Source organism: Streptomyces sp. NPDC098781, assembly GCF_044759995.1.
GTDB lineage: Bacteria > Actinomycetota > Actinomycetes > Streptomycetales > Streptomycetaceae > Streptomyces.
The window spans coordinates 91,763-116,320 of record NZ_JBIWAK010000011.1 but is presented as its reverse complement, the minus strand read 5'-3'; the positions used below and the strand labels follow the sequence as shown (position 1 = coordinate 116,320).

Genomic DNA, 24,558 nt, shown 5'->3' with positions numbered 1-24,558 from the left:
GCAACCACGCGGCCATCCCCGGCGTCACTAGGGGTACGGGCGTACGGCACACCACTGTGCGCCCGGCCAGTGAACACGGGGGGCCTGCGGGGCCTGTGCAGGGAGGGGAACGTCAAGCATGGCCACGAGCCGACGACGCCGGAGCCGGATCGCCATAGCCGCCGCGACCATCGCGGCGGTCGGGCTGACCGCCGGACTGACCACCGGCTGCGACGCCGTCAACAAGGCACTGGACTGCGTCCAGACCGCCGAGGCCGTCGCCGACAGCGTCACGGAACTCCAGCAAGCCGTGGACAACGCCTCGAACGACCCCACCCAGATCGACGAGGCGATCGTGTCCATCGGGGACAACCTCGACGAGATCGGCAGCAAGACGGACAACGCCGACCTCGACAAGGCGACCGCGGACATGCGCAAAGCCCTGCTCGACGTCCAGACCGCCGTCGAGAACGGTGACACCACCCCCGACATCAGCGGGATCACCGACGCGGCCGGCGAACTGACGAAGGTCTGCACGCCGTAGCACCGGGCCGGCGCGACTCATCTGCCCGGTTCCGTCGGCGGGCGGCCGCAGGCTCGTCGTGACTGGTCGCGCAGATCCCCGCGCCCCCTCCGGCCGCTCCGCGCCCGCCTTGGGGCGCCCGGGGCCGCCTGGCTACTGTGTCGCCATGACCCGCCTCATCCTCGCCACCCGCAACGCCGGAAAGATCACCGAGCTCCGGGCGATCCTCGCCGACGCAGGTCTCGACCACGAACTCGTCGGCGCGGACGCCTACCCGGACATCCCCGACGTCAAGGAAACCGGCGTCACCTTCGCCGAGAACGCGCTGCTGAAGGCCCACGCGCTGGCCAAGGCGACGGGGCTGCCCGCGGTCGCCGACGACTCCGGACTGTGCGTCGACGTCCTCAACGGCGCCCCCGGCATCTTCTCCGCCCGCTGGGCCGGCCGCCACGGCGACGACAAGGCCAACCTGGACCTGCTGCTGGCCCAGCTGTCCGACATCGACGCGACCCACCGCGGCGCCCACTTCGCCTGCGCCGCCGCCCTCGCCCTGCCGGACGGCACGGAACGGGTGGTCGAGGGACAGCTCAGGGGCATCCTGCGCCAGGTGCCGGCCGGCACCAACGGGTTCGGCTACGACCCTGTACTGCAGCCGGAGGGCGAGAGCCGGACCTGCGCCGAGCTGAACCCCGAGGAGAAGAACGCCATCAGCCACCGGGGCAAGGCGTTCCGGGCCCTGGTGCCGGTGGTGCGGGAGCTGGTGGGCTGACTTCGTGAAACTGGCCCCGCACCTATGATTCAACGGTGCGGGGCCGCTTCTTCTTGTGCGCCCGGTCGGATTCGAACCGACAAACACGACCACCTAAAGATCGCCGCTCGGCCATTGGCGTACGGGCGCTCGGCCAGCTCCACTTTACTGGGCGAGAGTATGTCCTCGCTGACCACCTCTGCACCAGGTGCCGGTGATCGCATGACAGTTGGGGCACAACAGGCGCAGGTTCTCCTGCCGGTCGTCGCTCCAGTCACCGTTGATGTGATCGACCTCCAGCGTCATGGGCCTACCGAGCCATACGGGGCCGACTCCACACTCGGCACACTCGTCGGGCACACCCGCCTCGAGCAACGCACGCCGTAGCAGGTGGGTTCTCGTCCGACGCTTGCCGTCGTGTCGGACCAAGATGTCACCCGCGCGCCTGACCGGAGTGGGGCCCGGCTTCCCGCGTTGATGGGCCTGTCCCAGAAAGTGCGTGACGTCGATGCCGGCGGCCGCGACCCACTGGTGGAAAAGGGTACGCAGCCGGCTGTTGTATGGCTCCATGCCGAGAGCGCGGAGAGCACCGGCGATGGAGGCCGTGCCGTCGACCGCACGGCGCAGCTCATCGTCGGCGGGTCTGGCAGGCGGCCCGTACCGGCGTCTCTGGCGTGGCATGTGGGAGACGTCGATCTCGAAGCGGTCGAAGCGTCGGAAGAGATGGCGGCGGAGGTTGCCGTAGGGACGAGTGCCGAAGAACGCGATGACCTCGTCAATGTCCGAACACTGTGCGGCGGCTTCGGTCAACCGCTCTCGGGTGTACTGCACTCCTCCTTTCATGACGCCCCATTCCCGGCACGCCCTTTGGCGCGCCCCCGGTAGTTGTCCGTGGTCGAATGGCAGTTGGGGCAGAGGAACCGGAGGTTCTCGATGCGGTTGTCTCGCCAATTGCCGTCGATGTGGTCGACCTCCAGCGGCAGCGGATGGCCCCGCCAGACCGCTTCCGTGCCGCAGAGCGCACACCGGTCCGGTACGCCCGAGGAGGTCATCGCCCATCTGAGTCGGTCGCTCGGGATGCGCCGGGCGTGACCGAAGGGCTGCTCGACGAGAAGACCTTCAGGCGTCATGGGGCTCCGGACTTCCCCACGCCGGGAGGGCCTCTCGAAGTGCGAGGTGTCGATCCCGTACGCCCTGATCCGACGGCTGATGTGAGTGTGATGTCCGCCCACCACCTCAAGTCCGAGACGGCGCAGCACCTCGCATGTATTCGTCGAGGCCGATACCGCCGCCTGAAGGATCTCCCTCGTCCACTTGACCCCTTCGCTGCCGAAGTGCGAGGTGTCCACCCCCAGCTTCTTCATCCGCTCTCGGATGTAACGCCGCGTTGGGCTCCTCGGATCCACCCCCAACCGCTCAAGCGCCTCCGACAAGGTCCGCGCCCCCCGAGCCGCCTCTTCCAACCGCTCCCTGGTGTACGCACTGGCACCCATCGCGCCCCTCCGCTCTCGGTCACCTGTTCATGACCCGTACGGAGCAACGAACCGGTGGTCGGGTGGTGACGGGGGTGTTGGTATGGTGTGGATCACCAGGCAAGCCTTCCGGGCTCGGGCGACCGAGCAATTCCGGGAGGCTTTTTTCATGATCATTCACAGTGCTGTGCCGGTGCGTGTGCGCCCGGCCACCCCCGACGACCGTCCCACCGTCGAACGCCTCTGGCTGTTGTTCCGGCACGACCTGTCCGAGTTCGGCGGGCAACTGCCCAACCCGGACGGGACGTTTCGCAGGGAGCGGCTGGAGGCGGCCTTCAACGGTGATGCCGACTGGGTGCCGTATCTGTTCAGCAGGGGCGAGCATCCCGTCGGCTTCGCCTTCGTCAGGGCGGCCGGTGGCCCCACCCGGGTGCTCAACAGCTTCTTCGTGGTGCACGGAGCGCGCCGGGCCGGAGTCGGGTCGGGGGCGGTGCGGGAGGTGGTGCGGCGGCATCCAGGGGAATGGGCCGTCGCCTTTCAGGACGCCAACGCGGGCGCCGTACGGTTCTGGCGGCGGGTCGCCGAGGAACTCGCGCCGGGGATGTGGAGCGAGGAGCGCAGGCCGGTGCCGGGGCGGGCCGACCTGGCTCCCGACGTGTGGATCTCCTTCAGATACCCAGGTCCTTGATGATCTTCGCGACGTGCCCCGTCGCCCGCACGTTGTACAGCGCGCGCTCGACCTTGCCCTCCTCGTCCACGATCACCGTGGACCGGATGACGCCCAGGTACGTCTTGCCGTAGTTCTTCTTCTCGCCGTAGGCGCCGTAGGACTCGGTGACGGACTTCTCCGGGTCGGCCAGCAGCGTGACCTTCAGGGACTCCTTGTCGCGGAACTTGGCGAGCTTGTCGGGGGCGTCCGGGGAGATGCCGATGACGTCGTAGCCGGCGCCGGCCAGCAGCTCCAGGTTGTCCGTGAAGTCGCAGGCCTGCTTGGTGCAGCCGGGGGTCAGGGCGGCCGGGTAGAAGTAGACGATGACCTTGCGGCCCTTGTGGTCCGCCAGGGACACCTGGTGGCCGTCGGCGTCGGGCAGGGTGAAGGCGGGGGCCACGTCCCCCGGCTGGAGTCGCTCGCTCATCGAACCAGCGTAACCGGGGAGCCTGACAGTGCGGTCCGGGGTGGAACTGACAGACTGTCCGGAAACAGCATCAGCTTCACTTCGGAGGCCGTACGGTGGCGGACACGTCGGACACCAGAACCCCGGCGCAGATCGAGGCGGACATCAAAGCCCGTCGCGCAGCGCTGGCCGAGACGCTCGACGAGATCGGGGTGCGTGTGCACCCGAAGACGATCGTCGGCGACGCCAAGGCCAAGATGGTCTCGAACATCGACCACACCCTCGGGCGGGCCTATGTCGGGGTCAACCGGGCCGTGAGCGGTGTGACGGCCAAGTTCACCGACGAGGAGGGCGCGCCCCGGCTGGAGCGCATCGTGCCGGTCGCGCTCGTCGCCGTCGGTCTCGTGGGCCTGCTGGCGCTGGGCACCCGGCGCCGCAGGGGCTGACGGACGGCGGACCCACGGGCGTACGGACGCGGCGAAGGCAGGTAGGTTCAAAGGCGTGAGCGCCAACAGAAACGAGCACAGCACCCAGCACGACAAGCTGCCCATCCGGATGCTGCACGACCGGGTACTCGTGCGGCAGGACACCTCGGAGGGCGAGCGGCGTTCCGGTGGCGGCATCCTGATCCCCGCCACGGCGGCCGTCGGCCGTCGGCTGGCGTGGGCGGAGGTCGTCGCGGTGGGGCAGAACGTACGCACCGTGGAGCCCGGCGACCGGGTGCTGTTCGACCCGGAGGACCGGGCCGAGGTCGAGGTGCGCGGGGTCGCGTACGTGCTGATGCGCGAGCGTGATCTGCACGCCGTCGCCGCCGACCGGTTCGAGGGGTCGGAGGACTCGACGGGGCTCTATCTGTGACGGCCGGGGACCTGTAGTTCAACGGGAAAAAGGGCTGGTGACCATCGTCACCAGCCCTTTTGTCGTTTCCTTGCTAGCTTTGAAGGAACCCGACGAGACGCGCCGTACCGGGACGAACGCAAAGACGACGCACCCCGCACAACGTCGTCACGTCTCGGAGGTGCCTGTCATGGCCTGGGTTCTGCTCGTCGTCGCCGGTCTGCTGGAGGTCGGCTGGTCGGTCGGTATGAAGTACACCGACGGATTCACCCGCCTCGTGCCCAGCCTGTTCACCGGCGCGGGCATCGTCGCCAGCATGCTGCTGCTGTCCTACGCCGCCAGGTCCCTGCCCATCGGCACCGCCTACGGCGTGTGGGTGGGGATCGGGGCGGCCGGCGCGGCGGTGGTCGGCATGGTGGTGCTGGGGGAGCCGGTCACCGCCGCGCGGATCTTCTTCGTCTGCCTGCTGCTGGTGGCCGTGGTGGGGCTCAAGGCGACCAGCGGTCACTGAGCCCCGGCGCTCACGGCCGGCGGGTCGTGCTGAGCGTCCCCGCCGTGTTCCCGGACGTCACTCCGCCTCCGCCGCTGTCGGTTCCGCCGGTGGAGGAGTCGCCGCCCGTCGCGCCTCCGGTGTCCGTGCCGCCGGTGGAGGAGTCACCCGTGGTGCCGCCGTCGGTGGTCCCCCCGTCGGTGGTGCCGCCGTTGCCGGTGTCGCCGGTGGTGCCGCCGTCGGTGGTGGTGCCGCCGTCCGCGTCGCCGCCGGTCGTGTCGCCCGTGGTGCCGCCGTCCGTCTGGCCCGGGGTCTCGCCGCCGGTCTGGCCCTCGGTGTCCTGGCCGCCCGTGGTGTCGCCGGTGGTGCCGCCGTTGTCCTGGTCCGGGGTGTCGTCGTCGCCCTCGGTGGGGTCGGCCGTCGGGTACTGGGGCACGTCCGCGCCCTCCTGGAGCTCCAGGTCGAACTCGGTGACCGGCTTGCCCTTCAGCGCCTCCTTGGTGAACTGGGCCCAGATCGCGGTGGGAGGGCCGCTGCCGTTCATGCGGGGGTCGCCCAGCGCGCCGTACAGCGACTTGTGCTCGGCGGTGGTCGGGTCCTGGCCCATCACCGCGACGACGGTGGCGAGTTCGGGGGTGTAGCCGGCGAACCAGGCGGCCTGGTCCTCCTCCGCCGTGCCGGTCTTGCCCGCCGCCGGCCGGCCCGCGGCCTGGGCGGGGGTGCCGGTGCCGTTCTCGACCACGCTCTGAAGGACCGAGGTCGTGGTGTCGGCGGCCTCGCGGGTGATGACCTGGGAGGTCTTGCGCTCGGGCAGCTCGATGACGTCGGCGCCGTCCTTGGTGATCTTCTCGATCATGGTGTACGTGCCGTGCTTGCCGTGGTTGGCGAGCGTCGCGTAGGCCTCCGCCATGTCGAGGACGCTGGCGGTGGCGGTGCCGAGGGCGATCGACGGGTACGGCTGGAGGTCGGGGGTGGCGGAGGGCAGGCCGAGCTCGACGGCGGTGTCCTTGACCTTCTCGGGGCCCACGTCGACGGCCATCTGCGCGTACACCGAGTTGACGGACTTGTCGGTGGCCTCGCGCACCGAGACGTCGCCGTAGGAGACGTCGTCCTCGTTGGCCGGGTCGTAGGCGCCCGTCCAGCCCTGGACCGGGCGCTTGTTGGTGCCGTCGTAGATCGTGTACGGGGTGATCGGGCGGCCGTCCTGGGTGGTCGAGCCGTTCTCCACGGCCGAGGTGAACACGAACGGCTTGAAGGTGGAGCCGACCTGGAAGTCCCTGCGGGTGGCGTTGGGGGTGTACTGCTTGACGTAGTCGATGCCGTTGTACATCGCGACGACCTTGCCGGTCTTCGGGTCGACGGAGGCGCCGCCGGCGCGGACGTAGGTGTCGACCTTGTTGTTCTTCTTGTCCAGCTTGGAGATCAGCTTGTCGTTGACGGCGTCGACGAAGGCGTTCTGCTTGTCCTTCTGGAGGGTGGTGGTGATGCGGTACCCGCCGGCCTCCAGCTCCTGCGCGCTGACGATCCTGTTCTGGGTCAGGTAGTCCTTCACGATCTGCACGACGTAGCCGCGCTGACCGGAGAGGTTGGTGGAGGTCGCGGCCTCCTTCGGCATCGGGAACTTCATGCCGGCCCGCTCGGACCCGCTGAGCCAGCCCTTGTCGACCATGCCGTCCAGGACGTAGTTCCACCGGGCGAGGGCCGCGGACTTGTTCTCCGGGTGGGCGACGACGTCGTACTCGCTGGGCGCGTTGACCAGCGCGGCCAGGTAGGCGGCGCGGGCCGGGTCGAGGTTCTTGGCGTCCTGGCCGTAGTAGGCCTGGGCGGCGGCCTGGATGCCGTAGGCGTTGCGGCCGAAGAAGCTGGTGTTGAGGTAGCCCTCGAGGATCTCGTTCTTGGTCTTCTCGCGGTCCAGCTTGATCGCGATGATGAACTCCTTCGCCTTGCGGGTGACCGTCTGGTCCTGCCGCAGGTAGTAGTTCTTCACGTACTGCTGGGTGATCGTGGAGCCGGACTGCTTGCCCTTGCCGGTGGCCGTGTTCCAGGCGGCCCGCAGCATCGCCTTGGGGTCGACGGCGGACTCGCTGTAGAAGTCGCGGTCCTCGGCGGCCAGGATGGCGTGCTGGGCGTCCTTGGAGATCTGCGCGAGGGTCACGTTCTCCCGGTTGACCTGGCCGTCGCGCGCGATGACCGAGCCGTCGGCGTACAGGTAGAGGTTCGCCTGCTTGGTGGCGAGCGCGTTGGCCGGTGGGATCTTGACCAGGGAGTAGGCGAGGAAGAACAGGCCGACGACCAGCAGTACGCCGACGACGAAGGTGCCGAGCACCATGCGCCAGGTCGGGATGATGCGCCGCCAGCCCGTCCGTTTCGGCCGCTTCGGCTTTCCGGTCGGCTGCTGCTGCGGCTGCGGCTCGTCGCTCATGTCGTGCACGGACTCCTGTTTCGCCTCGTACGTTCCCGTACGCCTCGTACGCCTGCTGCGCCCCCATTGAAGACTCTCTCAACGGGCGCTCCGTTCCCGGAAAACGCGCGTGTCATCGGAAAGTGACCGGACTCTCGCGCGGGCGGCCCTCGGAAATTGGCTGGCAGCCGTCGTCGGCGGCGCACTAGGCTCCTGCGCTTCGGTGCCGGACACGGGCGAGGAGGGCTGTGGATGTGGGCTCGTGGCGGTTGTACCTGGCCGTCGCGGTGGGCGGCTTCCGAAGGTATGCGACCTATCGGGTGGCCACGGCCGCCGGGGTGTTCACCAACACCGTCTTCGGCGTGATCCTCGTCTACACCTATCTGGCCCTGTGGGACGAGAGACCGCATCTGGGCGGGTACGACCAGACGCAGGCCGTCACCTATGTGTGGCTGGGCCAGTGCCTGTACGCCACGCTCGCCATCCAGGGCGGCGGCGCCGAGAAGGACCTCATGGAGCGCATCCGCACGGGTGACATCGCCGTCGACCTGTACCGGCCGGCCGACCTCCAACTGTGGTGGCTGGCGGGGGACATGGGGCGGGCGCTGTTCCAGATGGTGGGCCGGGGCGTGATCCCGTTCGTGTTCGGCGCGCTGTTCTTCCCGATGGCGCTGCCGACGGACGTCGGCCCGTGGGCGGCCTTCGTGGTCACGCTGCTGCTGGCGGCGGTGGTCAGTTTCGCGATCCGCTATCTGGCGGCCCTGAGCGTGTTCTGGCTCATGGACGGCATGGGCGTCAACCAGGCCCTGATGATCACCGGGATCTTCTTCTCGGGCATGGTGCTGCCCCTGAACGCGTTCCCGGGCGTCTTCGGCGAGATCGTGCGGACGCTGCCGTGGGCGGCGCAGATCCAGATGCCGGCGGATGTGCTGATGGGGGAGGCCGATCCGCTCGGGGCGTTCGCCTTCCAGGCGGTGTGGGCGGTGGCGCTGCTGGCGGCGGGGCGGCTGCTTCAGTCGGCGGCGACACGGCGGGTGGTGGTGCAGGGTGGGTGAGCGGAGCGCACTGCTCGAAGGGCTGCGGGCCTACCGGCTGATCGCCGGGATGTGGGTGCGCTCCAGCATGACCTACCGCACCTCCTTCGCCGTCACGGTGCTCGGCAACCTGCTGGTGACCGGCCTGGACTTCGTGGCGATCCTGCTGATGTTCTCGCAGGTCGACACCCTCGGCGGCTGGTCGCTGCCGGAGATCGCCTTCTTGTACGGCCTGTCGGCGACGTCGTTCGGGATCGCCGACCTGGTGCTCGGCTCGATGGACGTGCTGGGCGCCCGGATGCGCGACGGCTCCTTCGACACGCTGCTGGTGCGGCCCGCGCCGGTGCTCGCGCAGGTCGGCGCGGACCGGTTCGCGCTGCGCCGGCTGGGCCGGATCACCCAGGGCGCGCTGGTGCTGTGCTGGGCGCTGGTGTCGGTGGATGTCGACTGGACGGCCGCGAAGGTGCTGCTGGTGCCGGTGATGGTGGTCAGCGGCGCGGCGATCTTCTGCGCGGTGTTCGTGGCGGGCGCGTCGTTCCAGATCTACGCGCAGGACGCCGCCGAGGTGCAGAACGCGTTCACGTACGGCGGGACGACGCTGCTCCAGTACCCGCCCACCGTGTTCGGGAAGGACCTGGTGCGCGGCGTGACGTTCATGCTGCCGCTCGCCTTCGTCAACTGGGTGCCCGCCGCCCATGTGCTGGGGCGGCCGTACCCGATCGCCCTGCCCGGCTGGACGGCCTTCGCCTCGCCGCTGGTGGCGGTGGCGTGCTGTGCCCTGGCCGGTCTGGCGTGGCGGGCCGGGCTGCGGTCGTATCGGAGTACGGGGAGTTAGGGGCAGGCGATGGCGGACAGGGACGACGCGTTCATCGAGCTCGACGGGGTCGAGAAGGTCTTCGACGTGCGCAGGAGGACCGGCTTCCTCAAGCGGGAGCGGCGGCAGGTGCGGGCCGTCGACTCGATCTCCTTCAGCGTGGCGCGCGGCGAGATGGTGGGCTACATCGGGCCGAACGGCGCCGGCAAGTCGACGACGATCAAGATGCTGACCGGGATCCTGACGCCCAGCGGGGGCCGCCTGCGGGTGGCCGGCATCGACCCGTCCCGGGAGCGCACACGGCTCGCGCACCGCATCGGCGTGGTGTTCGGGCAGCGCACGACCCTGTGGTGGGACCTGCCGCTGATCGACTCCTACAAGCTGATGCACCGCATGTACCGCATCCCGGAGGCCCGTTACCGCGAGAACCTCGGCCGCCTCGTCGAACTCCTCGACCTGGGCGAGCTGTTGGACGTCCCGGTGCGGCAGCTCTCGCTCGGCCAGCGGATGCGCGGCGACATCGCGGCGGCGCTGCTGCACGATCCGGAGGTGCTGTACCTGGACGAGCCGACGATCGGTCTCGACGTCATCTCCAAGGCCAGGGTGCGGGAGTTCCTGCGGGAGTTGAACGCCGAGCGCGGCACCACGGTCCTGCTCACCACGCACGACCTCCAGGACATCGAGCAGCTGTGCTCCCGGGTGATGGTCATCGACCGCGGGCGGCTGATGTACGACGGTCCGCTCGCCGGGCTGCACGAGGTGGGGGAGAGCGAGCGGACCCTGGTGGTCGACCTGGAGCGGGAGCTGCCGCCGATCGAGGCGCCGCCCGCGCGCGTGGTGAAGGTGGAGGGTCCCCGGCAGTGGCTGGCGTTCCCGGCGGCCGAGTCGGCGGCGGTGCTGGTGGCGCGGATCGCGGCGGAGTATCCGCTGGCGGATCTGTCGGTGCGGGAGCCGGACATCGAGGCGGTGATCGCGAAGATGCTGCACTCCTTGGGGGACACCCCGAAACCACCGCCGTCGCAGGCCGAGCGGGCGATCTCGTAGCCCTGCGGGCCTGGAAACTCGTAGGCTGGCCGCATGAGCGACGATGCCCCGGAGCTGCGTGCCTCCGACGCCGATCGTGAACGGGTCGCCGAGGTCCTGCGGGACGCCCTCGCGGAGGGGCGGCTCGACATGGAGGAGTTCGAGGAACGCCTGGACACGACGTACAAGGCGCGTACCTACGGTGAGCTGGCGCCGATCACCCGGGATCTGCCGGTGGGTGAGGTGGCCGTGCCCAAGGTCGACATGGTGAAGAAGCCCGGGGCGGTGGACGGGAGTTGGGCCGGGCGGATCGTCGGCGGCGAGGGGTCGTCGACGTGGGGTGTCGCCGTGATGTCGGGGTTCCAGCGCAAGGGGCGCTGGACGGCACCGAGGCGGTTCAACTGCTTCGCCTTCTGGGGCGGCGGGGAGATCGATCTGCGCGAGGCGAACTTCGCGGACCGGGTGATCGAGATCAACTGCGTCGCGATCATGGGCGGCATCGAGGTGATCGTGCCGCCCGGCGTCGAGGTCGAGGTGCGCGGGGTCGGGATCATGGGCGGCTTCGACCACCGTGAGGACGGGGTGCCGGGGGATTCCGGCGGGCCCCGGGTGATCGTGACCGGGTTCGCGTTCTGGGGCGGTGTCGGGGTCGAGCGGAAGCTGACCCGGGCGCAGAAGCTGGAGCTCCGGGAGGAGCGGCGGCGGGAGAAGCTGGAGCGGCGGGAGCAGCGCGAGCTGAGGGGCTCGGGCCGGGACGAGGACTGAGCCGCCCCCGCCCCCTGCGCCGCGCCGGCCGGGCCCGCTACAGCTTCGCCGGAGCGGCCCCCTTCAGGGCCTCCAGGTCGAAGGCCTCCGCCATCCGCTCGTAGCCCTTGTCGCTCGGGTGGAGGTGGTCGCCCGAGTCGTAGTCGGGGCGGAACTTACGGGGGTTGTACGGGTCCCGGAGCGCCTCGTCGAAGTCGGCGACCGCGTCGAAGACCCTGCCGGCCCGGATCTCGGCGTTGATCTGCTGCCGTACGTTCTCGCGGTCGTCGGTGTAGCCGCGGTGGCCCTGGAAGGGCATCAGGGTCGCGCCGACGACCTTCAGGCCGCGGGCGTGGGCCTGGCGGACCAGGGCGCGCATGCCGTCGAGGATGCGGTCGGGGTCGGCCAGGTTCGGGTTGCGCAGGATGTCGTTGACGCCGAGGGCGATGACGACGACCTTGACGTTCGTACGGGACAGGACGTCACGCTGGAACCGGCCGACGCCCGCCTGGTTGTCCGCGGGGCGCCCGGAGCCGCTGGCGAGGATCTGGTTGCCGCTGATGCCCTGGTTGACCACGCTGTAGCGCGGCACGTCCTCGCCGGCCGCGACGGCCGTGCGCAGTCGGCGCGACAGGGCGTCCGTCCAGCGGCGGTTGGCGTTCTCGGTGGAGGTGATGCCGTCGGTCAGCGAGTCGCCGAAGACCACGACGGTGCCGTTGGACTCATGGCTGAGGACGTCCAGCGCGGTCAGATAGCGCCAGACCCCGGTCCGCCCGGTGTACGCGGTCCCGGTCGCGTCCTCGGTGGCGTCGCCCTGCGCGATGAAGCTGATCTGCCGCGCGTGCGGGTGGAAGGTGACCGGGCCGGACGGGGTGGGGGAGTAGGTGGTGACCAGGATGTCGGCGTCCGCCGGGATCACCACGCGCACGGCGTCGCTGAGCACCTGCTGGCCGGGCGGGACCACGACCGTGGCGTTGCCGCCGAAGGTCAGCCGCCGCATGGTGTCCGCGACGGCGGCCGGGGTCCCGGCGGAGGAGGACACCGCGATCGACGCGTGGGTGATCGTCAGCGCAGACTGGCCGTAGAGATTGGACAGCGTGATGCGGGCACTCGTACCGCCGACGCTGGTGTGTACGACGTTGCGGACCGAACTGCCCGCCATGCCGCGGACTTCGGTGCCGAATTCGGCGCCGACCGGGGAGGCGGACCAGGCGCCGACCCAGATGCCGGTGGAAGCGGGGGCGGCGGGGCCGCGCTGGGCGCCCTGCCTGGTCGGGGTGGACTGGCCGGCGGCGCTTCCGTGGTCGGCGGCGACCCCCACGTATATGGCGACCGAGACGGAGACGATCAGGGCGATGATCGCGGACAGCAGGACGCCGTGCTTGATGGGGGAAACCCCCACACCCCCAGCGTTTTGCCTGGTCATGCGGTGCGTTTCTCCTCGGGCGGATGGGAGCCCGAGGCTCCGATGTGATCACCTCATGATGCGTCATAAGGCGGCGGGGAGTTGCACGGACCCCCCATTGGGCCGCCGGAGTTCATCCGGAGTTCGTCGTCGACCTCCCCCCACCGAACAGACGCCGGGAACTCTTGGTTCGTTCCAGGAGTCGGTCAGGAAGGGACAATATGAGCGGGGGATCCTGGACTGGTGGAGCGGGAATGGAACGTACGAATCCGGATGAAACGGAAACACGTGGCATAGAGGAGCATGCCCGGCCGGGCGCCGCCGGTAACCGGCGAGTGCCTGCTTCGGCCGTACGTGCGATGACCACGTTCACCGCCGCCGACCAGGAGAAACAGCGCGGCGTACGGCGGATGAAACTCACCGCGACCGGGCTGTTGCTGTTCGTGGCGCTCGTGTACGTCCTCGCCAAGGTCGCCTCGCACCACGGGGCCGGCGAGTGGGCGGACTACGTGGCCGCGGCGGCCGAGGCCGGCATGGTCGGCGCGCTCGCCGACTGGTTCGCGGTCACCGCCCTGTTCCGGTATCCGCTGGGCATCCCCATCCCGCACACCGCGATCATCCCCAACAAGAAGGATCAGCTGGGGGTCTCGCTGGGCGAGTTCGTCGGCGAGAACTTCCTCTCCGAGGACGTCGTACGGCAGCGGCTGCGCGCCGTCGGCATCGGCAGCAGGCTGGGCGCCTGGCTGGCCGACCCGGAGCACGCGGACCGGGTGACGGCCGAGCTGTCCGCGGCGCTCAGAGGCGCCCTGGCGGTCATGCGCGACTCGGACGTGCAGGCGGTGGTGGGAGAGGCGATCACCCGGCGGGCCGACGCCCAGGAGATCGCGCCCGGCATAGGGAAGATGCTGGAGAAGGTCGTCGCGGACGGCGGCCACAAACGGGCCGTCGACCTGATCGTCGCCCGGGCGCAGCACTGGCTGATCCTGCACGACGACGAGATCATGAGCGCCGTGCAGGGCGGCGCCCCCGGCTGGACCCCGAAGTTCGTCGACAAAAGGGTCGGCGAGCGGGTCTACAGGGAGCTGCTGCGCTTCGTCACCGAGATGCGCGACATGCCCTCCCACCCGGCCCGTGGCGCCCTCGACCGCTTCCTCACCGACTTCGCCTCCGACCTCCAGTCCGACACCGACACCCGCGCGCGGGTCGAGCGGCTCAAGGGCGAGGTGCTGGGGCGCGGCGAGGTGCAGGACCTGATCGCGTCCGCGTGGACCGCCGTACGGTCGATGATCGTCTCGGCGGCCGAGGACGAGCGCAGTGAGCTGCGGCTGCGGGTGCGGGCCTCGCTGCTGTCGCTGGGCTCGCGGATGGCGGTCGAGCCGCGGTTGCAGGCGAAGGTCGACAGCTGGGTGGAGGGTGCCGCGGTGTACGTGGTGACCACCTACCGCAAGGAGATCACCTCCCTGATCACGGACACCGTGGCCGGCTGGGACGCCGGGCACACCACGCGGAAGATCGAGGCCCACATCGGGCGCGATCTCCAGTTCATCCGGATCAACGGCACCGTGGTCGGCTCGCTCGCCGGACTGCTGATCTACACCGTGTCGCGGGCGCTGGGGGCGTAGAGCCCCCTCTTCAGGGCACTCGACGAGGGTTCCGCTCGACGAGGAGGGAGCCCATGGCCACCGCGCAGGCCGAGACCGGCCGTACCGTGACGACCGACATCCCAGCACGCCTCGACCGCCTTCCGTGGTCGCGCTGGCACTGGACCATCGTGATCGGTCTCGGAACCGTGTGGATCCTCGACGGCCTGGAGGTCACGGTCGTCGGCAACATCGCGCCCCGGCTGTCCGAACCGGGCAGCGGGCTGCCCATCACCTCGGGCCAGGTCACCGGCCTGGCCGCCGCGCTGTACGTGGCCGGAGCGTGCATCGGCGCCCTGTTCTGGGGGCGGCTGACCGACCGGTGGGGCCGTAAGAAGCTCTTCATGATCACGCTGGCCGTCTATCTGGCGGCCACGGCCCTGACCGCGATCTCCTTCGACACCTGGTGGTTCTTCCTGTTCCGCTTCCTCACCGGCTTCGGCATCGGCGGTGAGTACGCGGCGATCAACTCCGCGATCGACGAGCTGATCCCGGCGCAGTACCGGGGCCGGGTCGACCTGATGATCAACGGCAGCTTCTGGCTCGGCGCGGTCGGCGGCGCGCTGCTGTCGATCGTGGCGCTGAACACGGCGGTCCTGCCCGCGAACGTCGGCTGGCGGCTGACCTTCGCGCTCGGCGCCGTCCTCGCCCTGGTCATCCTCCTGGTCCGGCGGCATGTCCCCGAGAGCCCACGCTGGCTGCTGATCCACGGCCGGGACGACGAGGCGGAACGGATCGTGTCCTCCATCGAGCGCAAGGTGGAGGCAGAGCGGGGCGAGCCGCTGCCGCCGCCCGAGGGCGAGATCACCATCCGCCAGCGCAGGAGCGTGACCTTCCTGGAGATCGGCCGCACGGTCTTCGCCAAGTACCGCAGGCGGGCCGTCCTCGGCTTCTCCCTCTTCATCGGCCAGGCGTTCCTCTACAACGCCATCACCTTCGGCTTCGGCGCGATCCTCACCCAGTTCTTCGACGTCCCGACCGGCAACACCGGCTACTACTTCGCGGTCATCGCGGTCGGCAACTTCATGGGCCCGCTGCTGCTCGGCAAGCTGTTCGACACGGTCGGGCGCCGGATCATGATCACGTCGACGTACCTGCTCTCCGGGCTGCTGCTGTTCGGCACGGCCTGGCTGTTCGACCAGGGCGCGCTGAACGCGACGACGATGACCGCCTGCTGGTGCGCGGTCCTGTTCTTCGCCTCGGCCGGAGCGTCCAGTGCCTACCTGACGGTCTCCGAGGTCTTCCCCATGGAGACCCGGGCCATGTCGATCGCCTTCTTCTACGCCCTCGGCACGGCGGCCGGCGGCATCAGCGGCCCCCTGCTGTTCGCCGACCTCACCGAGACGGGCAAGGTCGGCGACACGGTCCTCGCCTTCCAGATCGGCGCGGCCCTGATGTGCCTGGCGGGCCTGGTGGCAGCCGTTTTCGCGGTCCGCGCGGAACGCCGCTCCCTGGAGGACATCGCCCGACCGCTCACAGCGGTGACGGGCCCGGCTAAGGCAGGCGTACGAGCGGCTCGGTCGGCCGGGGCCGCCGGGGCCTCAGCAGCGAAGGGGGCGGCGTCCGGGGGCACCGGGCCCACGGGGGCTGCGGGGGCGACGGGGACGTAGGGGGTGCGTGCCGTTACGGGGCGGGGTCGGCCTGGGCCTGGACTGGGCCTGGCTCCTCCGACGGAAGGCGGGTGCCGGTGTCACGTGCGGGCCCCCGGCCGGGGGCCGCAGCGGCGCGAGCCGGGTCGGGGGCGTCTGTCGCGGTGCGCGAGCTGGTCGTGGTGGCGCGGCGCGGGTGGGCGGGCGGCCAGGGACGTGATGTCGGTGGCGGCGGCCGGAGCGACGGGACGAGGCGGGCGAGGTCGGCCAGGACCGACCGCTCCCGGGGGGCCGGTCGGCAGAGGGCCTACCGGACGACCTCCGCCCGCACCGGGTCCCGGCCCGCCCCCGGATCCGGAACCGGTGCTCTGTCGTCCGGGCGCGCCTACTGCGACTCGCCCCGGACCCGGACCCGTTCGCGGCGCCGCAGCAGGAGGAGGCCGCCCGCCAGGGCGGTGATGCCCGTGGCGGCGGTCCAGCCGAGGACGTCGTTCGAGCCGGTGGCGGCGAGGTCGCCGGCGGAGGCGGACGCCGAGAGGGACGGCGAGGGGGATGCCGTTGCCCCCGCCTGCGGCCGAGCGGCCGAACCCGCCGTGGACGGCATCGCCGAACCACCCGCACCCGCCGCGGACGGGCCCCCCGAGCCATCCACACCCGCACCCACCCCCGCGACCCGGTCCCGTGTGAACGTCAGCGTGCCGAAGCCCAGTTGGTCGTAGCCGCCGCTGTTGGGGCCGTAGTCCCCGCCGCCGCCCTCCGGTGCCGACTTCGCGGCGATCCGGGTGAGGTACGTCGCCGGCAGGCCCCGGCGCCCGGTGTAGTGGTTGGCGATCATCGCCCAGATGGGGCGGGTCATCGCCGGGTCCACGGGCGCGGCCTCGGTCACCGTCTCCGATCCCGACCAGCCGTTGACCGCGCCCTTCTCGCGGGTGTTCGCCGTGAAGGGCACCTCTCCGCCCATCGCCCACTTGGCCACGTACTGGGCGCCCTTGAGGAAGCGGCTGTCGTCGTGGCCGTACAGGTCGAGGCCCTGGTTCCAGGCCATCTCGCAGAAGGTGCCCATCAGGCCGACGCCCAGCAGGGCGTGCCCCTGGTCGCGGCCGGCCTCCAGCCACTCGGCGAGTCCGTCGTCGCGCACCACGGGGATGGCGTTCCTGATGGAGCCGAGGCCCGCGCCGTGCTTGAAGTACTCCACCGCGCGACCGACCTGGGCCTTGTCGTCGCAGAAGATGCCGGTGGCCAGGACGCAGCACATGGCGGCGAGGTCCCAGTTCGGCCAGTAGTTGGTGACCACGGCGTCGTTGTGCCTGACCAGGAAGCTGTCGCTGAGCGGCGCGAAGACGGTGCTCAGCATCTCCTGGAAGCGGCCGAGCGCGAAGTCGGGGTGGTCGCGGACGAGTTCGGCCGCGTTGGCCATCTGGTAGCCGTACAGCCCGGCGGCCAGGAAGCGGTCGGCGTTGCCGGCGAGCGCGGTCAGCCTGGCCGACCAGGCGTTGAGGATCGCCACGGCGGTGTCGAGGTGCGCGCCGTCCTCGCTGACATGGCCGCGCAGGGCGTTCTGGTAGGCGGCGTGGATGTCGTTGTAGAGGATCCCGTAGTTCTGGCCGGTACCGCCCCGGACCACGGTCGCCTGCGGGTTGGCCGTCCAGTCGCTCCGCGCGTGCCGGTTGGCCGTCAGCCGGGCGAAGCCGGCCGTCTGGGGAGCGGCACCGGCCCTCACCTTGGCGGCCATCCGGCCGAGGTCGGCACGGGTGTGCAGAAGGCCGGGATGGGCGTACGCGCCGGCCGCCACGGCGGGAGCGGGCGTCACGGCCGTACCGATACCGACCGCTCCGGCTGCCGCGCCCGCGGCCCTGAGCATGCTGCGGCGGCTGATCTGTGCTGTCACGTCGTCAATTCCTCGCGTGCCTACGGTGGGGGGCGGTGAGGAGACGTGAGAAGACTGGGGGCGATAACAGAAACCGGAAACCGACACCACCGAGGAGCCGTGTCCGATGACCATTCGCAGGATCGTGCCCAACGTCCACGCCGGGTCGGAGGAAGCGATCGCGACCAGCCGCGACTTCTACGGCCTGCTCGGCTTCGAAGAGGTGATGGACATGGGCTGGGTGACGACCATGGCGTCCCCCACCAACCCCACGGCCCAGATCAGCTTCTTCATCGAGGAACGGACCGCCCCCGTCGTCCCCGACCTGAGCGTGGAGGTCGAGGACGTCGACGCCGTGTACTCGCAGGTCGTGGCGTCGGGGGCGGAGGTCGTACGGGAGATCCGGGACGAGGAGTGGGGGGTACGGCGGTTCTTCGTACGGGATCCCGGCGGACGCGTGGTGAACGTGCTGAGCCACCGCCTCTGACCCCGGGCCCTGGCCTTCGCGCGGGAAGTCAGCCGCGCCGGTCCGCCACCGCCCAGGACGCCAGCGCCATCGCGCCCGCCACCCCGAACACGGCGGGCCAGGCGCCCACCTTCTTGGCCAGCGGGTGCGATCCGGCGAAGGCGGCGACATACCCGGCGGTCAGCGCCCCCGCGGCCCTGTCGCCCGCCCGGTGCCGCCACTGCCGGGCGGCGGCGGCACCCGCGACGGCCAGTACGGCACCGCCGAGCTGCCGCTTCTTCGTCCAGCGGGCCACGCCGTACCCCCCGACGAGCCCGCCCGCGGCGATCACCGCGCTGGGAACCTTCACCTTCGCCATGCTGTCTGCCTCCCACCACTCCTGCCGGACCGTCGACAACCGAGGCTAACCGGCGCCACCCGCGCGGAACTCCGCCCGGGCCCGCAGCTCCGACACGTACCCCGCGCCGATGGCACACCCGGCGGCGCTCAGGGCGAGCACGAGCACGGCCGGATTGACGTACCCCGGCACGTCACCGGTGTCGTAGCTCCCACCGTCGCTCGTCTCGCACACGAACCCGAGGGGGACGTACGTCACCGAGTGGTCGACGATCTCGATGCCCCGCTGATGCCGCTCCCACCAGCCGGCCGTACGGCAGGACCGGGCCGGCGACGAGTCCGTGCCGCCGTCCTCCGCCGCCATGACGGCGCCGCAGACGGCGAGCAGTCCCCACGCGTACAGGGCGAACGCCCCGGCGCCCGCGAGAGCCGCGAGCCCACGCAGCGCGCCGGGCACGCCCGTACGGCGGTCATGCCGGTCGGCCAGCGTGCGGCCGCCGTATCCGGCCAGACCGACCGCGGCGATCACCGCGACGACGACCAACAGCAGGAGTGGCAGCAGCACTTGGCCTCCGGGGGACGGGACTCGTCAGATCAGCTCGGCCAGGCGGTCCACCTGATCCGGGTCGAGGCCGTAGCAGTAGAGCACGACCTCGTCGGCGCCCAGGTCCTCGAACGCGGTGAGCGCGGCGCGGATCGCGGCGGGGGTGGTGAGCAGACCCTCGACCATGCGGTCGGGCATGCCCGTGAAGGCGTAGTACGCGTGCATCCGGGCCAGGGCGTCGTCCAGCACCTGCCGTGGGCCGAGCGCGACGTTCACCTGGGCCACCAGGCGGGGCTCGCCGGGGCGGTCGTACTTCTTCCAGAACCCGCGCACGGCGTCGAACAGGCCGCCCGCCCACGAGGGATCCGCCGCCGCGAGGAAGCCGTCGCCCCAGCGGGCGACCCGTTCGAGGGCGGCGGGCTTGAAGCCGCCGAAGAGGATCTCCGGGCCGCCGATACGGGCGGGCACCGGGCCGATGGGGCCGATGCCGTCGCCGTAGGGCTCGCCGTGCCACAGGCGGCACATGGTCGCCATCTGCTCGTCCATCCGACGGCCCCGGGTGCGCAGGTCGGTGCCCGCGACACGGTGGTCGTCCTCCCGGCCGCCGATGCCCAGGCCGAGGACGAGACGGCCGCCGCTCATCAGGTCCAGGGTGGCGGCCTGCTTGGCCAGCAGGGCGGTGTCCCGCAGCGGGGCCAGCAGCACCTCGGTCTGGACGCGGATACGGGTGGTGGCGCCCGCGAGGACGCCGAGGGTCACGAGCGGCTCGGGGTTGTCGTAGACGAGGCGGTCGAGCAGACCGAGGGTGCTGAAGGGACCGGCGTCTGCGCGCCGGGCCCAGGTGAGCAGGGCGGCCGGGTCGCCGATGGGCAGGCCGATTCCGACGTTCATCATGAACGGAATACCTCCGAAACGAGGGGTCGACAAAGGATGCTGCCGCCCCTCCGGCACCTCTGCGAGGTGGGACGCTCCCGCGCTGCGGCCTGTTTCCAGGAGAACGTCACGTCGAAGTCGGCTCACTCTAGGGCGGGCCGAGTTCGCGGGACAAACGATTTTCGTGACACGAACGCGTACGGACCGGGGGTGGGGGCGCGGCAACTGACCGCGCATCAGCTGTGACTCACGTCACCGCCCTCCCCTGAAAAGAAAGCGGATGCCACCCCCGTCGTACTGGCATGCTCATGCATGACTACTGGGGGGTAACCACCGCCGGCGTACCACGCCGCACCACGCTGCGCGACGCCGCACCGGCCTGACCGGCATGCCCTGACCAGGCATGTCTCGCTACGGCGAGCCACCCCCCCCACGCGTCACCTCCTGAAGCGCACCCCCATACACCGCTCCCGAGGAACACGCATGCACAGACCCAAGCTCAAGAGCAACGCCTTACTGTCGGCGATCGCTCTCGCGGCCGTACTGACCACCGGCTGCTCCACCAACTCCCCGACCACCACGGACGCGGCGGCCTCGCAGCGCCCCGAGCCCGCCGAGGTCCAGGAACAACTGGCCGTCGTCCCGGCCCCGTCGGGCAAGGCCACCCCCACCGCCGTGGCCGACGGCGGTGACGCGGGCAGGGCGAAGAAGTCCTCCCTGAAGGTCGCCTCGTACGACAGGAAGACCGGGCGGGCCGTCATCGCGGCGCCGACCGCCGGCAAGCCGACGACAACCCCTTCGGGGGACCCGTCCGACAGCCCCACCACTCCTGACGACCCCGCCGACCCCACGGCCCAACCCCCGGTCACGACCGGCGACATCATCGCCAGCGCCCCCGCGCCCGGCGCCCCCGACGGCGTACTGGCCGAGGTCACGAAGGTCGTGGGCACCGCTGAGAGCGGCGGTACGACCGTCGAGACGGAACCGGCGAAGCTCAACTCCGTGCTCGGCGAGAGCAAGGCCGAGGGCGAGGTCCCGGTGGACCCCTCGGCCGTCGAGGTCGAGCCGCTCATCCAGGGCGTGAAGGTCTCCTGGGCCAAGACCGGTGACCTGCACTTCGGCCCCGAGGGCGCGAAGCTCCCGCTGGGCAGCCTGCGGATCGACGTCGGCGCGGCGGTCGCGACGGCCGAGGGCGCCCCGGCGTCGGCGGCGGCGTCCGTGGAGGGCTTCGTCCAGCTCGCCCCCGAGGTCGCGTTCTCGTACGACGGTTCCGGCTCGGGCTCCTCGCCGGGCGCCGCCTTCCTGGGCCTGTCCGGCGACTGGGCCTCGCAGTGGTCCCTGAAGGGCCGCGCGGCCGGCTCGACCGACGGAAAGCCGATCCGTATCCCGTTCGCCGAGCTGCACTCCGACCCGGTGATCCAGGTCGGCCCGATCCCCGTGGTCGTCAATCTCGACCTGACCTGCTACATCCAGGTGAACGCGGACGGCAGGGTCACCGTCGACGTCGAACAGGACCTGAAGGGCGACTTCCGAGTCGGCGGCTCCTTCTCCTGGGCGAAGGGCTGGACCCCGGTCAGCGAGTCCGAGATGACCGGGGAGCCGCTGAAGGCCACGGTCACGGCAGCGGGCGACGTCAAGGCAGCCCTCGGCGCCGAGGCCACGGTCGGCCTCTACGGCACGGTGGGCGTCACGGCGGACCTGGCCCCCTACGTCCGGGCCCACGCGGACGGTTCGGCCGAGGGCTCGGCCGACGGCACGGGCTCGGCGACCGGCGCCTACGCCCTGTACGGCGGCGTGGACCTGACCGGCACCCTCAACTTCCAACTGACCATCTTCGGCACCCCCGTCCTCCAGACGAAGATCCCGCTGGGCGCGCTCCACCGCGAGTGGCTTCTGGCACAGGGCAAGGGAACGGCGACGACGAGTCCGCCCCCGCCACCGACGAAGACCAGCTGAGCAGGCCGGCTGACGCGGCGGGCCGTACCGTGCAACATCTGGCGGGGCGGCCCGCGTTCGCGTGATGAGAGCCGTACGTAGTCAGTCGCGGACAGTCGCCGTCAGCTGTCGTGGGCCGCGGTCAGCCGTCGTGGGCCGCCGTCAGGCGCGGTCAGCCGTCGTGAGCCGCGGTCAGCCGCCATGAGCCCCTGTCAGTCGCCGGAGTCGGAATTCGAGCCCGCCCGCGACCTCCCCCCGCTACGGGACACCGCCCGTGCGACCTCCCCCAGCCCGAGCGTCACGGCGGCCACACCCCGCACCCAGCGAGGACCACCCCGCGAGGCCCACACGACACACACGCATCCCCCGACGGCCAGCAGCAGCACGCCGACCAAGACGAGCACGATCACGCTCATCCCCCTTCTTCCTCTACGGTCGGCGCCATCCTCTCAGCCGCCACGGCGACCCCGAGGGCGAGGTCGTACAGAGCGTCAGCCCCCACCGGCACACGCCAGTACTGCCGCTTCCCCTCATCACGCACGACGACGCCGAGCTTCAGCAGCTCCCCGCGCAGCTCCCGGGAGTCGTCCGCGCCCCCGTCCCTCTCCCGAGCCGCCGCTCGGGCCCGCATCAACGCGTCCGCCCCCTCGGGCAGCCCGGGGAGCGCGGCGGCTGTCGAGGGCAGACGCCTGACCGAAGCGCTCGCCGCCGCGGGCACCGACCCCGGCGCCCTCTGCCTCCTCCTCCACAACGCCGTGGCGTACGTTGGCGCCTGGGCGGGCCTGTGCCCGACGGGCACACGGGCGGTGGTGGGCCTGCCGGGCCGGTGAGCACCGCTGTCGCCACGGGATCACTGGGCTCACTGACCGGTTCCGCTCCTCCCGGCCCTGCCCAAAGCAAGGCCCGATGCCCGGGCTCGTCGCCCAGGGCACCGGGGCCCATTGCGTTGAACTACTCCACGAAATCGATCTGGCTCAGTGGTGGCAGTCGGACCCGATGTCGTTGTACATCGCGCCGGGGTTGCCCTCACCGTTGGCAAGGTTCCCTGCAAGGCCGGGGAGCACCCCGATGTTGCTGAGAAGTTCGAGGTTGAAGTCGTGGGACTTGCAGCCCCCGTGGCCATGGCCGTCGTAGGCAGGCTGGGCGCTGGCGGTGCCGGTGGCTATGAGGCTCAGGGTCCCGACCATCGCGGCCGCGACAGCGGCCTTCTGAAGCTTGCGCATGACTCCTCCTAGGGTCGAGTGGAGCGCCTGATTAAAGATCCACATAGCGCTCATTTCGGAGGCTAATCCGATATGTCCCGGTGCGCTCATCGGGGCTGCCAAACGGACCACGCCGCCTGAGCCTCAATCAGCTACGGCGCCTGAACCCCAATCAGCTACGGCGCCGTGGCGGACCATTCACCCGACGGAACCCGTCACCCGTACGCCCGGACTCCCCCCGGCGCGTTCACCCCAGCGACTGCCGCACGGCCTCGACCAGGGACATCGCACGGACGTCATCGAGACTCTCGACGATGTGGTTCATCACGTACGCGAAGGAGATGCCGAGCTCGGGGTCGGCGAAGGCGAGCGAGCCGCCCCGGCCGGCATGGCCGAAGGACCGGGGGCCGGCCATGGCATTGCCCTCGGTCGGCAGCATGTACCCGGACCCGAACCGGCTCGGAATCACCATCACCTGATCCATGCCGTTCGACTGCTCCACGGTCGCCGCGGCCAGCGTCTCGGGCGTGAACAGCCGCACCCCGTCCACCTCCCCGATCAGCGCGGCGTACATGCGCGCCAACGCCCGTGCCGTACCGATGCCGTTGGAGGCGGGAAGCTCCGCGGCCTGCGCCTCGGGCGAGTTGAAGTCGATCTCGGCCGGCTCGGTGACCGCGAACGCCCTGTTGTTGAGGGAGTCCGGGTCGCGCATGGCGGCGACGAGTGCCCGGAATTCCTCCGGAACGGACTCGAGCGGCACGGCGGACAGATCGACATCCAGCTCCTGATACACCATGCGGCTGACCCGGCCACGCTCACTCGCGGGCAGCCCGATGAAGAAGTCCAGCCCCAAGGGCCCGGCGATCTCCTCCGCCACGAACTGCCCCGGCGTACGCCCCGAAACCCGCCGGACCACCTCCCCGACCAGCCACCCGAACGTCCGCCCGTGATACCCGTGCAACGTGCCGGGCTCCCACAACGGCCGCTGCCCGGCGAGCGCGGCAACCATCGGCTCCCACCGCAACGCCTCGCCCAACGGCACCGGTTGATCCAGCGCGACCAGCCCCGCCCGGTGCGACAACAACCACCGCACCGGAATCTCCGCCTTGCCGTTGGCGGCGAACTCCGGCCAGTACCTGGCCACCGGGGCGTCGAGATCCAGGACGCCGCGCTGGGCGAGCAGATGCGCCGCGGTGGCGGTCACCCCCTTGGTCGCGGAGTACACGAGCTGCAAGGTGTCCCGCTCCCACGGACGCCCCGCCTCCCGATCAGCGACCCCACCCCACAGATCCACCACCGGCCGCCCGTCCCGGTACACGCACACGGCGGCCCCGATGTCCCCACGCCGCCCGAAGTTCTCCGCGAACGCTTCCCGAACGGCTTCGAATCCGCCCGCGACTTCACCGTTGATTTTCGTCATGGGGGCATCCTGGTGTAGAGGGGCGGAGCCTTGTGACCGGGGCTGCACTGAGGGCGGCGTTGAATGCCTCGTAAGGCGAGATGCGCGACGTCTGCAAGGCA

The 24,558-nt window shown here is 70.7% G+C and carries 27 protein-coding genes, 1 tRNA gene and 1 riboswitch; of the genes, 14 read left to right on the top strand and 14 right to left on the bottom strand.

The annotated features are described in order from the left end of the window. Window positions 1-118 precede the first annotated feature (118 nt). Entirely contained in the window at window positions 119-523 is a 405-nt protein-coding gene (locus ACIQWG_RS36145) for a hypothetical protein (protein WP_404103819.1), read from the top strand. A gap of 145 nt (window positions 524-668) precedes the next feature. Further along, the gene (rdgB, locus tag ACIQWG_RS36140) at window positions 669-1,271 is read left to right on the top strand and encodes an RdgB/HAM1 family non-canonical purine NTP pyrophosphatase (RefSeq protein ID WP_404103816.1); all 603 of its coding nucleotides are present in this window, start codon (window positions 669-671) and stop codon (window positions 1,269-1,271) included. A 56-nt stretch (window positions 1,272-1,327) separates the two neighbouring features. Here rdgB and ACIQWG_RS36135 read toward each other — a convergent pair. The 3 genes from ACIQWG_RS36135 to ACIQWG_RS36125 form a co-directional block, all read right to left on the bottom strand. After that, window positions 1,328-1,400: transfer RNA gene (locus tag ACIQWG_RS36135), tRNA-Leu, on the bottom strand. A 15-nt stretch (window positions 1,401-1,415) separates the two neighbouring features. Continuing rightward, window positions 1,416-2,081 carry an HNH endonuclease gene (locus ACIQWG_RS36130; RefSeq protein WP_404103813.1) on the bottom strand — a complete coding sequence of 222 codons (666 nt, stop codon included), beginning with the start codon at window positions 2,079-2,081 and terminating at the stop codon, window positions 1,416-1,418. Between the two features lie 8 nt (window positions 2,082-2,089). Next, a complete protein-coding gene (locus ACIQWG_RS36125) occupies window positions 2,090-2,743 on the bottom strand; it encodes an HNH endonuclease signature motif containing protein (protein WP_404103810.1) in 654 nt (217 codons plus the stop codon). Window positions 2,744-2,891: 148 nt separating this feature from the next. Here ACIQWG_RS36125 and ACIQWG_RS36120 point away from each other — a divergent pair, with 148 nt between their 5' ends. Further along, on the top strand, window positions 2,892-3,410 hold the full coding sequence (locus tag ACIQWG_RS36120) for a GNAT family N-acetyltransferase (RefSeq protein ID WP_404103807.1): 519 nt from the start codon (window positions 2,892-2,894) through the stop codon (window positions 3,408-3,410). Here ACIQWG_RS36120 and bcp read toward each other — a convergent pair. Next, on the bottom strand, window positions 3,391-3,858 hold the full coding sequence (bcp, locus tag ACIQWG_RS36115; protein ID WP_404103805.1) for a thioredoxin-dependent thiol peroxidase: 468 nt from the start codon (window positions 3,856-3,858) through the stop codon (window positions 3,391-3,393). The genes ACIQWG_RS36120 and bcp overlap by 20 nt on opposite strands. 95 nt (window positions 3,859-3,953) lie before the next feature. Here bcp and ACIQWG_RS36110 point away from each other — a divergent pair, with 95 nt between their 5' ends. The 3 genes from ACIQWG_RS36110 to ACIQWG_RS36100 all read left to right on the top strand — a co-directional run bounded on the left by ACIQWG_RS36110 (window position 3,954) and on the right by ACIQWG_RS36100 (window position 5,185). Further along, the gene (locus tag ACIQWG_RS36110) at window positions 3,954-4,283 is read left to right on the top strand and encodes a DUF3618 domain-containing protein (protein ID WP_404103802.1); all 330 of its coding nucleotides are present in this window, start codon (window positions 3,954-3,956) and stop codon (window positions 4,281-4,283) included. A gap of 55 nt (window positions 4,284-4,338) precedes the next feature. Next, window positions 4,339-4,695: a co-chaperone GroES gene (locus ACIQWG_RS36105; protein ID WP_029381647.1), complete on the top strand. Its 357-nt coding sequence runs from the start codon at window positions 4,339-4,341 to the stop codon at window positions 4,693-4,695. A gap of 62 nt (window positions 4,696-4,757) precedes the next feature. Continuing rightward, a riboswitch (guanidine-III (ykkC-III) riboswitch) is annotated at window positions 4,758-4,829 on the top strand. A gap of 35 nt (window positions 4,830-4,864) precedes the next feature. After that, the gene (locus ACIQWG_RS36100; RefSeq protein ID WP_404103799.1) at window positions 4,865-5,185 is read left to right on the top strand and encodes a DMT family transporter; all 321 of its coding nucleotides are present in this window, start codon (window positions 4,865-4,867) and stop codon (window positions 5,183-5,185) included. Between the two features lie 10 nt (window positions 5,186-5,195). On the opposite strand, the gene ACIQWG_RS36095 is transcribed toward ACIQWG_RS36100, so the two are convergent. Further along, the gene (locus tag ACIQWG_RS36095) at window positions 5,196-7,586 is read right to left on the bottom strand and encodes a transglycosylase domain-containing protein (RefSeq protein WP_404103796.1); all 2,391 of its coding nucleotides are present in this window, start codon (window positions 7,584-7,586) and stop codon (window positions 5,196-5,198) included. A 233-nt stretch (window positions 7,587-7,819) separates the two neighbouring features. Here ACIQWG_RS36095 and ACIQWG_RS36090 point away from each other — a divergent pair, with 233 nt between their 5' ends. From ACIQWG_RS36090 to ACIQWG_RS36075, 4 genes are read left to right on the top strand one after another with little or no spacing between them, the layout of a single operon-like run. Next, window positions 7,820-8,620, top strand: a complete 801-nt coding sequence (locus ACIQWG_RS36090; protein ID WP_404104141.1) for an ABC transporter permease — start codon at window positions 7,820-7,822, stop codon at window positions 8,618-8,620. Next, on the top strand, window positions 8,613-9,434 hold the full coding sequence (locus ACIQWG_RS36085; RefSeq protein ID WP_404103793.1) for an ABC transporter permease: 822 nt from the start codon (window positions 8,613-8,615) through the stop codon (window positions 9,432-9,434). The genes ACIQWG_RS36090 and ACIQWG_RS36085 overlap by 8 nt, the downstream gene beginning before the upstream one ends. Window positions 9,435-9,443: 9 nt before the next feature. Next, window positions 9,444-10,457: an ATP-binding cassette domain-containing protein gene (locus ACIQWG_RS36080; protein ID WP_404103790.1), complete on the top strand. Its 1,014-nt coding sequence runs from the start codon at window positions 9,444-9,446 to the stop codon at window positions 10,455-10,457. Between the two features lie 33 nt (window positions 10,458-10,490). After that, entirely contained in the window at window positions 10,491-11,201 is a 711-nt protein-coding gene (locus tag ACIQWG_RS36075) for a DUF1707 domain-containing protein (protein WP_404103787.1), read from the top strand. Window positions 11,202-11,238: 37 nt separating this feature from the next. Here ACIQWG_RS36075 and ACIQWG_RS36070 read toward each other — a convergent pair whose 3' ends face one another. Beyond that, window positions 11,239-12,606, bottom strand: coding sequence for an SGNH/GDSL hydrolase family protein (locus ACIQWG_RS36070; protein WP_404103784.1), 1,368 nt, complete (start codon window positions 12,604-12,606; stop codon window positions 11,239-11,241). Between the two features lie 233 nt (window positions 12,607-12,839). Between ACIQWG_RS36070 and ACIQWG_RS36065 the strand changes: the two genes are divergently transcribed. Together ACIQWG_RS36065 and ACIQWG_RS36060 are read left to right on the top strand one after the other, a co-directional pair. After that, complete coding sequence (locus ACIQWG_RS36065; protein ID WP_404103781.1) at window positions 12,840-14,207, top strand: DUF445 domain-containing protein; 1,368 nt, start codon at window positions 12,840-12,842, stop codon at window positions 14,205-14,207. A gap of 53 nt (window positions 14,208-14,260) precedes the next feature. Next, complete coding sequence (locus ACIQWG_RS36060) at window positions 14,261-15,835, top strand: MFS transporter (RefSeq protein ID WP_404103778.1); 1,575 nt, start codon at window positions 14,261-14,263, stop codon at window positions 15,833-15,835. Between the two features lie 364 nt (window positions 15,836-16,199). On the opposite strand, the gene ACIQWG_RS36055 is transcribed toward ACIQWG_RS36060, so the two are convergent. Next, window positions 16,200-17,675 carry an alginate lyase family protein gene (locus ACIQWG_RS36055; RefSeq protein ID WP_404104138.1) on the bottom strand — a complete coding sequence of 492 codons (1,476 nt, stop codon included), beginning with the start codon at window positions 17,673-17,675 and terminating at the stop codon, window positions 16,200-16,202. A 133-nt stretch (window positions 17,676-17,808) separates the two neighbouring features. On the opposite strand from ACIQWG_RS36055, the gene ACIQWG_RS36050 reads away from it, so the two are divergent. Beyond that, window positions 17,809-18,168, top strand: a complete 360-nt coding sequence (locus ACIQWG_RS36050) for a VOC family protein (protein ID WP_404103775.1) — start codon at window positions 17,809-17,811, stop codon at window positions 18,166-18,168. 28 nt (window positions 18,169-18,196) lie between these two features. On the opposite strand, the gene ACIQWG_RS36045 is transcribed toward ACIQWG_RS36050, so the two are convergent. Genes ACIQWG_RS36045 through ACIQWG_RS36035 form a run of 3 tightly spaced genes read right to left on the bottom strand, consistent with a single transcriptional unit; the run spans window position 18,197 to window position 19,918 of the window. Beyond that, the gene (locus tag ACIQWG_RS36045; protein WP_404103772.1) at window positions 18,197-18,505 is read right to left on the bottom strand and encodes a hypothetical protein; all 309 of its coding nucleotides are present in this window, start codon (window positions 18,503-18,505) and stop codon (window positions 18,197-18,199) included. Window positions 18,506-18,550: 45 nt separating this feature from the next. After that, window positions 18,551-19,048, bottom strand: a complete 498-nt coding sequence (locus ACIQWG_RS36040) for a hypothetical protein (protein WP_404103770.1) — start codon at window positions 19,046-19,048, stop codon at window positions 18,551-18,553. A 24-nt stretch (window positions 19,049-19,072) separates the two neighbouring features. Then, complete coding sequence (locus tag ACIQWG_RS36035; RefSeq protein ID WP_404104135.1) at window positions 19,073-19,918, bottom strand: LLM class flavin-dependent oxidoreductase; 846 nt, start codon at window positions 19,916-19,918, stop codon at window positions 19,073-19,075. A gap of 465 nt (window positions 19,919-20,383) precedes the next feature. On the opposite strand from ACIQWG_RS36035, the gene ACIQWG_RS36030 reads away from it, so the two are divergent. Next, a complete protein-coding gene (locus ACIQWG_RS36030; protein ID WP_404103767.1) occupies window positions 20,384-21,856 on the top strand; it encodes a hypothetical protein in 1,473 nt (490 codons plus the stop codon). Window positions 21,857-22,047: 191 nt separating this feature from the next. Here ACIQWG_RS36030 and ACIQWG_RS36025 read toward each other — a convergent pair whose 3' ends face one another. The 4 genes from ACIQWG_RS36025 to ACIQWG_RS36010 all read right to left on the bottom strand — a co-directional run bounded on the left by ACIQWG_RS36025 (window position 22,048) and on the right by ACIQWG_RS36010 (window position 24,457). Then, window positions 22,048-22,251 carry a hypothetical protein gene (locus ACIQWG_RS36025; RefSeq protein ID WP_404103764.1) on the bottom strand — a complete coding sequence of 68 codons (204 nt, stop codon included), beginning with the start codon at window positions 22,249-22,251 and terminating at the stop codon, window positions 22,048-22,050. Next, the gene (locus tag ACIQWG_RS36020) at window positions 22,248-22,553 is read right to left on the bottom strand and encodes a hypothetical protein (RefSeq protein WP_404103762.1); all 306 of its coding nucleotides are present in this window, start codon (window positions 22,551-22,553) and stop codon (window positions 22,248-22,250) included. The genes ACIQWG_RS36025 and ACIQWG_RS36020 overlap by 4 nt, the downstream gene beginning before the upstream one ends. Window positions 22,554-22,809: 256 nt before the next feature. After that, on the bottom strand, window positions 22,810-23,058 hold the full coding sequence (locus ACIQWG_RS36015; protein ID WP_404103758.1) for a hypothetical protein: 249 nt from the start codon (window positions 23,056-23,058) through the stop codon (window positions 22,810-22,812). 226 nt (window positions 23,059-23,284) lie between these two features. Next, window positions 23,285-24,457 carry a serine hydrolase domain-containing protein gene (locus ACIQWG_RS36010; RefSeq protein ID WP_404103755.1) on the bottom strand — a complete coding sequence of 391 codons (1,173 nt, stop codon included), beginning with the start codon at window positions 24,455-24,457 and terminating at the stop codon, window positions 23,285-23,287. Between the last annotated feature and the right edge of the window lie 101 nt (window positions 24,458-24,558).